At 57.8% G+C, this 8,817-nt stretch carries 5 protein-coding genes; 3 read left to right on the top strand and 2 right to left on the bottom strand.

The genetic code is table 11. The features are described from left to right. The first annotated feature begins 1,171 nt into the window (after nucleotides 1–1,171). Complete coding sequence (locus VFF99_RS14270) at nucleotides 1,172–1,771, top strand: hypothetical protein (protein WP_325018988.1); 600 nt, start codon at nucleotides 1,172–1,174, stop codon at nucleotides 1,769–1,771. Nucleotides 1,772–3,699: 1,928 nt separating this feature from the next. On the opposite strand, the gene VFF99_RS14265 is transcribed toward VFF99_RS14270, so the two are convergent. Both VFF99_RS14265 and VFF99_RS14260 read right to left on the bottom strand, forming a co-directional pair. Then, a complete protein-coding gene (locus VFF99_RS14265) occupies nucleotides 3,700–4,239 on the bottom strand; it encodes a response regulator transcription factor (RefSeq protein WP_325018986.1) in 540 nt (179 codons plus the stop codon). Further along, entirely contained in the window at nucleotides 4,229–5,497 is a 1,269-nt protein-coding gene (locus VFF99_RS14260; protein ID WP_325018984.1) for an ATP-binding protein, read from the bottom strand. Before VFF99_RS14260 ends, VFF99_RS14265 begins: the two co-directional genes overlap by 11 nt. 257 nt (nucleotides 5,498–5,754) lie before the next feature. Between VFF99_RS14260 and VFF99_RS14255 the strand changes: the two genes are divergently transcribed. After that, nucleotides 5,755–6,474, top strand: a complete 720-nt coding sequence (locus VFF99_RS14255; RefSeq protein WP_325018982.1) for a TonB family protein — start codon at nucleotides 5,755–5,757, stop codon at nucleotides 6,472–6,474. A 33-nt stretch (nucleotides 6,475–6,507) separates the two neighbouring features. After that, nucleotides 6,508–8,805 (top strand): TonB-dependent receptor, encoded by a 2,298-nt coding sequence (locus VFF99_RS14250; protein WP_325018980.1) that lies wholly within the window; start codon nucleotides 6,508–6,510, stop codon nucleotides 8,803–8,805. The last annotated feature ends 12 nt before the right edge of the window (nucleotides 8,806–8,817 follow it).

Below are 8,817 nucleotides of genomic sequence, written 5' to 3'. Positions count from 1 at the left end.
ACCTCACAGCGCGTTGAACTACCAGACGCCTGCCGAGTTCGCGGCCGGCCACCGGCAAAAAGAAGCAACCCAGGACACAGGAAAGATCATCAACTGAACTTTACTAACATGCCCCTGGCACTGCTAATGGGGGCACATCATTCCTACCTTTAATTTCTAAGGAAGCCGCGGGACGGTTTCTTCTTTGCTCCGCGATCTTGCTTGGTCTCGGTATGTTTCTTCTTCCCGCTCACGGGATTCTTCCACTTTCGAAAATTGCCATTCCCGACGCGCTGGCAATGGGTCGGGAAAGCGAATTTCCTTTCGCTCTCACGGTTTCATATTCATTTGCGATTTACGCCGCCCTCTTCTGCGGCCTCCTTACTGCATTCGCAGAAGGCAATTTGGATGCGCTCAGTCGAACGTGGGGAGCTCGAGGCAGGACGTTTCGCGCACTCTTTGATGTCTTGTTTGCGCTAGTTGTCTACCTCCTGCTAACCCAAGAGCTAATACCGATCAATAGATACCAGCTGTCTTATTCGTTCTTTTCACATGTATTGGTTAGTCGGGTTGCGTCATTTTTTTGGGTCGAAGGCGTCTTCGGATTTATCTACTGCGCCTCTCTTGTTTTTCTATTTGATGTTTCGAACTTCATAAGGAAAGTCGCATGCAAGCAAGTACGCTGAACATACTAGTAGAGTCAGTAAACGAAACTCTTTATGAAGTTAATGGTGAATTGACCGGCTACTGATCAGGCGTCTCGAATGCCATTTCGAGTTCTCTAGAACCTGTTGCAGAAACTGCTACCGAAGCTGCGGCACGATATGAATCAGTTGGTCGAAAGATGACAGCACTCGCTGCTGACTTTAACGTGTCATGCCGACCCGTACCACGACGTGTTAGATCGGGAACTGATAAATCACGGACAAAAGGTCATGGCTTCACTAATTACTTTTCTATTGCTGGTCGTCGACATTTTCTGGCTTGCTTGGTTCGTAAGTGTTCGCATTGATGTTCTCTTTCGAAACAGTGAACACGAATCAAAATTTATCGAAAACTGGATGCGCAAAGAGCAGCATTGGTTGCTCCGCGCTATTGGACTGCTTTTTTATGCTCCGTACAGTGCCCCCATTAGATCGATCCTGATATTCGCCGCAGTTACAGGATTGCTAGTCTTTTTGATGAGAACCTCATGAATGAAACAATCCTCACTATAAATACTTGGACAAGTTTAATTAACGCTACCGTAAGTAGGATCTCGCCAATGAAACTTCTATTTCGAGAACTAACAACCGGCCCGTTTCTGGCCCTCATGGGGATAAGTCTCTCGCTTACTTATCTCATCCCGCCCAATTACGTAACTGCTCTGCCGCTGGTTGGGCCCGTTTTGCAATGGATGATGAAACACATACCTTCTTTGTCCATGCATGTCGCTGCATCCAAATTTCCGGACATAGCCTATGTGTATTTCCCGCTTATGACATTGATCAGCCCGCTCATGTTCTTCCATGTCTGGGTATTGAAAGAGCAAAAAAGTCATTGGATGGATGCGTTCGCGGAAAAGTCCATACGTACTTACCTGCGACTGCTGTTGATGCCTCCGATCATTCTGATATTCGCATGGCTGGCATTTGGCGTTGGTGGTACTCAGTTGGACCCAACCCCCTGGAACGAAAAGAAGTGGGCATTAGCACTATTTGGGTTTGCCCCAACAGGCGGAGCAATGTGGGGAATGCTTGCAATGTTTGTTGTCGGTCTCAAAGTTGTATTTGAGAATAAGGAAAGCAAATGATAGTTAACGTATCGCCTCGAGAACTAACAACTGAATCCATTAAGGAATCGTTCGTCTAGGTTGTGAATTGACATGGGCACTTTAACACTGACGTTATTGTATTTGCGGTGGTAGGGGCAGATTCAGTTAGCCGCATGGAAGGTGGAATGAATCCGACGGGTTGTGCGGATTCAGTGATTTCATTTGCCGTGATTCTCGGCAGGCGCTGAATCGCGCCTTGATCATTGATAGTTGAACGCATTGAACATTTTCGGAAAAAGGGCGAGTTAAAAATGGGCAAATTTTTTAGGGGATATGGAGAATCGGGTCTCGAGTTAGCAAAGAGGATCCATAACAACCCGGTAGAACCCCCTCCAGAGTTTATTGCGTTCAAAAATAGACTCTTGAAACTTCTTCTATGTGGGCTGGTATTGGGATCTCTACTCCCGTTAATTGGGTCGCTGGACGCAATACGCAACGCGATTTTGGGATTTCCCTTCGTTGCGGACCTAGCACACGCGTTACCTTTCTTTAGAAGCATTTGCATCCCGACAAAGCTCATGGATGTGTTCAAGTTTTGGTACTTGGTCATGTTCGCATATTGCTTTGCATTTCTACTCTATTTTGTAATTTCCTGTCCGTATCGGACCATGAAAGTCATGGGCCAACGAATTCAAAGGATAAGGGATCACCTATTGGGAGTTTGTGTAGGCGTTCTGTTTTCGGTGCTGTATTACCACTTGATGTTCAATCCCTCTCGGCAGTGCGAAGACAGAGCACTGCACGGACATGCAGATCTCATTTTTCACGCCATGACATCGACACATCTCGGATTGTCTCTATTCGGTCCGATTGTATGGGGATTGGTGACGGTAACTTGGACGTCAACCATCTTCTTGGCTATCACACTTATCGCTCGCTGCTTCAGCACGAAAAATTAAGCAGCACTGCAGAAAAAAAACTAACAGGGATGTATTTATGAATGAATCAACTCTTCAGGAAATTTGTGAGGCCGTTTCAACTTGGGGCGGAGCATCAGCTTCGGGGCTGAGTTCCTCTGCGTCACTAGTCGTTGAAGAATTACAAGTCGGACTGATTTTGTTTCCGGGACAGACACCATTCAGCTAAGTGCCAGTGGTTTCGGATTGTCTGCAGGTGCAAAGCTCACGCTAAAGTCCGCTGCATCCATGCCTCTGCCATCTGAGTCCAGTCCTCAACTCTTGTATAACACCACCTCGGGTGCCTTGTACTTTGATCAGGACGGTGCGGGCAGCACGCATGCCGTACTTCAAATTGCGACAATCGTTGGGCAAAAGCCGTTGGCTGCAGCTGACTTGGTCGTTGCCTGAAACGCCCATATTGGATTAGACGACTGCTTCGAGAAGTTACATGAAGTTCACGGATAAGCCGGTGCGCTTTGGACAGTTCTGTCGAAGAGTAAAACCTTTACGGCTTCTTGTTGCATGCATTATTTGGGCAACCTCAGCACTTGTACTTTCGCTTTCTGCGGTCGCTGCGCTACATATCCGTGAGGCCAACGCAGTGCTGTTGTTTGCCCTTCCGTGGGTTCCGCTATTAACAATGACTGTCGCCTGGATCATTGACGCCAAGCTCAGTCCGGTTTGGCCGATTGCGGGCTTGTTGAGCGGAATCTACGCCGTCTTTCATACCGCACCATTGGTGATCATGTTCGCACCAGCCGCTGTTCCCTTCGCTATCTATTTGGTCTTTTTCCATCTCAGGAAGACTACGCGACCATGTAGATAGATTATTGCTGAACAGCTTTCGCTAATGGAGCTCGCTTAAGGCCGCAAATAAAGGACGTCATTCCTGCGAAAGCAGGAATCCAGTGTCGTTAAAGGACGCATGCAAGACACTGGATGCCGACTTCCGTCGGGATGACGGCGGGTGAAATCAAACTCAAGTGAACCTGTTACCGTCGTATCCCCCTACTTCCCCACCGGCTTCTTCATCAACTTCCGCTGCAACGTCCTCCGATGCATGTTCAACGCCCGCGCCGTTGACGAAATATTCCCCTGATGCTCGGCCAGCACGCGCTGGATGTGTTCCCACTCCAGCCGGTCCACCGTCAACGGCGTGAACTCTTCCTGAACAGGCGCCTCAGGCGCAGCCTCCGTATTGAACTGCAACGCAGACAGAATCGAATCCACGTTCACCGGCTTGGCCAGATAGTCATCCGCCCCCAGCTTGATCGCCTGCACGGTGGTGGCGATGCTCGCGTATCCCGTCAGCACCAGCAGCCTTGCATGCGGCAATGCCTTGCGCAGCGGGGCGATCCATTGCAGGCCGGAGTCGTTGGCGAGGTGCAGGTCGATCGTCGCGTAGTCGAAGGGAATGGCGGAGGCAGCGCGCAGGGCGTCTTCACCGGTGGCGGCTACCGTCGCTTCCAGGCCACGCCGCCCGAGCGAGCGCGCGAGCGTGGCGGAGAAGACTTCATCGTCGTCGAGGATGAGGAGTTTAGGCTTCATGCAAGGGTACGGTGACGGTTGCGATGGTGCCGGCGCCGAGCCTGGAGGTGAGCTTGATGTGGGCGCCGATCTGGCGGGCGGTGGCGAAGGCGAGCATGAGGCCAAGCCCCTGTCCGCCGGAGCTGCTCTTGACCTGCTCGGAACCGAGCCGCTTCAGCAGCTCGGGTGCGATGCCCGGCCCCCGGTCTTCGATGCGAATCCGTGCGGATTGGCCTTCAACGGAAAGCGAGACGTCGGCCGCTGTGTTCGTGGCGGCAGCGGCATGGGCCGCGTTGTCGAGCAGGATGAGGAGGATGCGGCCGAGGTCTTGTTCGTTGCGGATGCGGGCATCGGGTGCGGAGGCATGCAGTTTCAGTTGAATCGCCGGCGAGCGCAGCCGCCATTTTTCGATGAATTGCGCGAGCCATTCTTCCACCTCGACCGGCACGCCCGCAGACGCTGCATCGCCGCCCGCGGTGACTTTCATGCGGTCGAGCGATGCCTTGCAGAGCGCGATCTGCTTTTCGATGGTGGCGATGTCGTCGCGGTACACGGACAGTTGCGCCTGTTGCGCGAAGTCGTGCTTCAGGTCGCCGGCGATGAGGGCGATGGTGGACAGGGGCGTGCCCATTTCATGCGCGGCGCTGGCGGCCTGCGTGCCGAGGGCGATCATTTGCTCGTTCTTGAGATGCTGCTCGCGCGCGGATGCGAGTTGTGCATCCTTTTCCCGCAGCAGGCGCGAACGGCGGCCGACGAACCAGGTGATCATGCCGGCCGAGAGCGCGAAGTTGGCCCACATGCCGACGAGGTGGTAGCTCATGGCCATGTCGTGGTCCATCACGTGCAGCGGGACGTAGTTGGACATCATTGCCGAGTAGGCAACCAGGGAGCACAGGGCCAGCGCAAGTGCGTAGCGCCACGGCAGGATGGCGGCGGCGACGGCGAGCGTTGGCAGGTAGAACGAGACGAAGGGATTGGTGGCGCCGCCGGTCATGTAGAGCAGCACCGAGAGCGCGGCGATGTCGACGAAGAGCTGGATGAACAGCCCGAGGTTGCCGACCGCTTCCGGTTGTTGCATGCGCCACCACGTCCAGATATTGAACATGGCCAGGAGGCCGAGGACGAGGAACACGGGTTCCACCGGCATATGGACATGCAGCCATATCGACGCGACCACCACGCCGAATGCTTCGACGGTGACCGCGATGGAACGCATCCAGATCAGGCGGCCGAGTGCTTCGTGCTGGGGCAGGGGCTTGAGTATCGCGAGCAATTGCATGCGGTGATTATATCGACCCGCCGCCGGCTTTCCGGGCGGATTTGGCCGGGTGCGACATTTTGTCGCATTCCGCGCGGCGGGCAACTTCTCTATCCTGTCGAGACGAATCCAGCAGTACGCCAAAAGTGCACTGCGGGCAACAAAAACAGCTCTCGTGACTTTGGCCAGGCGGCCCCGCGGCCCCGGCATCACCCCGCGTTCTTCCTGTTGCCCCGGTCGCGGCAGGCATCTGGTCACGAACGAATGCGAGCAATTGAGTGAGCGCCGCCACACTATCCGAGCAAGAAGGCACCCGCGAGCCGGCAGGCAGGACGGGGCGCATTCTCGCGGCGGTACTTGCGCTGCACGCCGCCTTGCTGGCCTGGGTGCTGCAGATGGCACCGGTCTCTCCGCCCTCTCCTCCCCCGCCCAAACCGCTGGATGTACGCATCATCGAAGCGGTGCCACCGCCGCCAAAGCTGGCTGAGCCGGAGCCACCGAAACCCGCCGCCGTCCCGCCCAAGCCGCTGCCCCAGGTGAAGCGCACTCCCGCGCGCCCCAGGCCGGCTTCAAACCCGCCTGCCGTGCTTGCCGCACCCGCGGAGAAGGCCCCGAGTTCCACGCCCTTCGCCGTCGCGCCTCAGCCTCCGGCGCAGGCAAGGCAGGAGGCACCCGCCGTCCAGCAGCCTGTGCCCGCCGCACCGGCGCCGGTCGCAACGCCTGCCAGCTTCGATGCCGACTATTTGCAAAACCCCGCCCCCGCCTACCCGGCCATGTCCAAGCGCATGCGCGAGGAGGGAACGGTGTTGCTGCTCGTGCGCGTCTCGCCCAAGGGCGAAGCGGAGCGCGTGCAGATCCAGAAAGGGAGCGGTTTTGCCCGCCTCGACGATGTGGCCGTGAAAACCGTTCAGCAGTGGCGCTTCGTGCCTGCGCGCCTCGGCGCGGAAACGGTGGCCGCCAATGTCGTCGTGCCTATCGTGTTCCGGCTGGATAGCTGAGAGCGAAAGAAATTCAACACAGGGAGCCGTATCATGAAGTTCAGTTACAAGCCGCTTTGCGCAGCAGTGCTCGGCGCGCTGTCCGCCGCCGCGTTGGCGCAGCAGGCGGCGGAAGGGCCGGTCAAGACGCTCGGCACCGTCACCGTCACCGGCGGCCAGCCGACCTCGCTGCCGACGCAGATTCCCACCACCATCGAGGGGGTCACCGGCAAGCAGGTCGAGGAATCGATCAACGCCACCGACAGCCAGGATGCGCTGAAGTACCTGCCCAGCCTGGTGGTGCGCAAGCGCTACATCGGCGACTACAACCATGCGGTGCTGTCGACACGCGCTTCGGGCACCGGCAACAGCGCGCGGTCGATGGTGTATGCGGACGGCGTGCTGTTGTCGAATTATCTCGGCAACGGCGCGACGTTCACGCCGCGCTGGGGGCTGGTGACGCCGGAGGAAATCGAGCGCGTCGATGTCTTGTACGGGCCGTTTTCTGCCGCGTATCCGGGCAACTCGGTGGGTGCGGTCGTCGATTATGTGACGCGCATGCCGATCAAGTTCGAGGCGCACGCGAAACTGACTTATGCCAGCCAGGACTTCGGCCTGTACGGCACCAGCGAGCGCGATGCCGCCAAGCAGGCGAGCGTATCGGCCGGCAATCGCAGCGGCGCCTTGTCGTGGTGGTTCAACGTCAACCGGCTCGACAGCATGGGCCATCCGATGGTGATTGCGAACCGGCTGGTGTCAGACGGCGTGGCGCCGGCCGCTGGTACACCTGCGGTGACCGGTGCGATCGCGTCGCGCAATCATCAGGGGCGCGACTGGTGGATCCTGGGCGCGACGACGAAGTATCACACCGTGCAGGACCACGCAAAGATCAAACTGGCCTACGACCTTTCCCCCACCATGCGCGCGAGCTACACCCTGGGCCTGTGGCAGAACAACACCGACGGCGGCGTGGAGAGCTATCTGCGCGACGCGGCGGGTAACCCGGTCTACTCGGGCAATGTGGTGATCGGCGGCCGTCAATACAACCTGAACGGGCCCAGCCTTGCGTTCGCCCCGAGCCGCAACAAGATCGAGCATGTGATGCACGGCCTCTCGGTCAAGACCAATACCAAGGGCGTGTTCGACTGGGAGGCGGCGGCCAGCCTGTATGACTATCACAACGACATCGCCCGCGCGCCGACCGCGGTATTGCCGGCGGCATTCAATGGCGGCGCGGGGCGCATCACCGACATGGACGGCACCGGCTGGAATACCCTGAGCCTGCGCGGCACATGGAGGCCGACCGGCAGCGGCAAGGGTGTGGGCGCGCACGTCGTGGATTTCGGCGTGCAGCAGGAATCGTACAAGCTGCGCAATCTCGTCAGCAATACGCCGGACTGGATCAATGGCGGCCCCACCTCGCGTTTCTCCGCCTTCAACGGCAATGCGCGCCTGCAGAGCGTGTACGCGCAGGACACCTGGCAATTTGCGCAGGACTGGAAAACGACCCTGGGCGGGCGTTATGAAATGTGGCGCGCATGGGGTGGCGAGCTCGGCAATGCGGCGAGCCTCGTGCCGTTCGGCGCGGAGCGCGACGAGAACCATTTTTCCCCGAAGGCAGCGATCGCTTTCCAGGCCAGCCCGGACTGGGTGCTGAAGGCATCCACCGGCCGCGCGGTGCGCATGCCGACCGTGAGCGAGCTGTACCAGGGCTCGATCGAAGGCAATACCATCATCAACACCAATCCCAACCTGAAACCGGAGAAATCCTGGACCACGGAACTGACGGCGGAACGGGCGCTGGAAAACGGCCTGCTGCGCGCGACGCTGTTCTTCGAGCGCACGCGCGACGCGCTGTATTCGCAGCCGCTGTCGGCGACGGTGAGCACGGTGCAGAACGTGGACCGCATCCGCACCAACGGGCTTGAGCTGGCCTACATGGCGGCCGATCTTGGCATTCAGGGCCTGGAACTGAGCGGCAGCCTCACCTATGCGGACTCGGTCATCACCGCCAATGCCGGCTTCCCGGCCAGCGTGGGCAAGCGCCAGCCGCGCGTGCCGAAGTGGCGGGCCAGTGCGCTGGCCACCTACAAGCCGGATGCCCGCTGGGCCTACTCGCTCGGCGCGCGCTACAGCGGCACGCAGTACGGACAGCTCGACAACAGCGATACCAACGGCGACAGCTATCTCGGCTTCAGCAAGTATTTCGTGACCGATGTGCGCGTGCGCTACCAGCTTGCGAAGCAATGGTCGGCGGCCTTCGGCATCGATAACCTCAACAACCGGAAGTATTGGGCCTTCCACCCGTATCCGCAGCGTACCTTCGTGGCGGAGCTGAAGTTCGATATGTGAGCCTGAAAAAGG

It is taken from the genome of Noviherbaspirillum sp., assembly GCF_035654295.1.
In the GTDB taxonomy this organism is placed as follows: Bacteria; Pseudomonadota; Gammaproteobacteria; order Burkholderiales; family Burkholderiaceae_D; genus Noviherbaspirillum.
Note: the sequence above shows the minus strand (reverse complement) of the source record. Positions and strands in the feature narration are given on the sequence as shown.

Coding starts and splice junctions, on each gene's coding strand:
- VFF99_RS14270 (WP_325018988.1), top strand. CDS start 1,172: ATGAATGAAACAATCCTCACTATAAATACTTGGACAAGTTTAATTAAC.
- VFF99_RS14260 (WP_325018984.1), bottom strand. CDS start 5,497: ATGCAATTGCTCGCGATACTCAAGCCCCTGCCCCAGCACGAAGCACTC.
- VFF99_RS14250 (WP_325018980.1), top strand. CDS start 6,508: ATGAAGTTCAGTTACAAGCCGCTTTGCGCAGCAGTGCTCGGCGCGCTG.
- VFF99_RS14265 (WP_325018986.1), bottom strand. CDS start 4,239: ATGAAGCCTAAACTCCTCATCCTCGACGACGATGAAGTCTTCTCCGCC.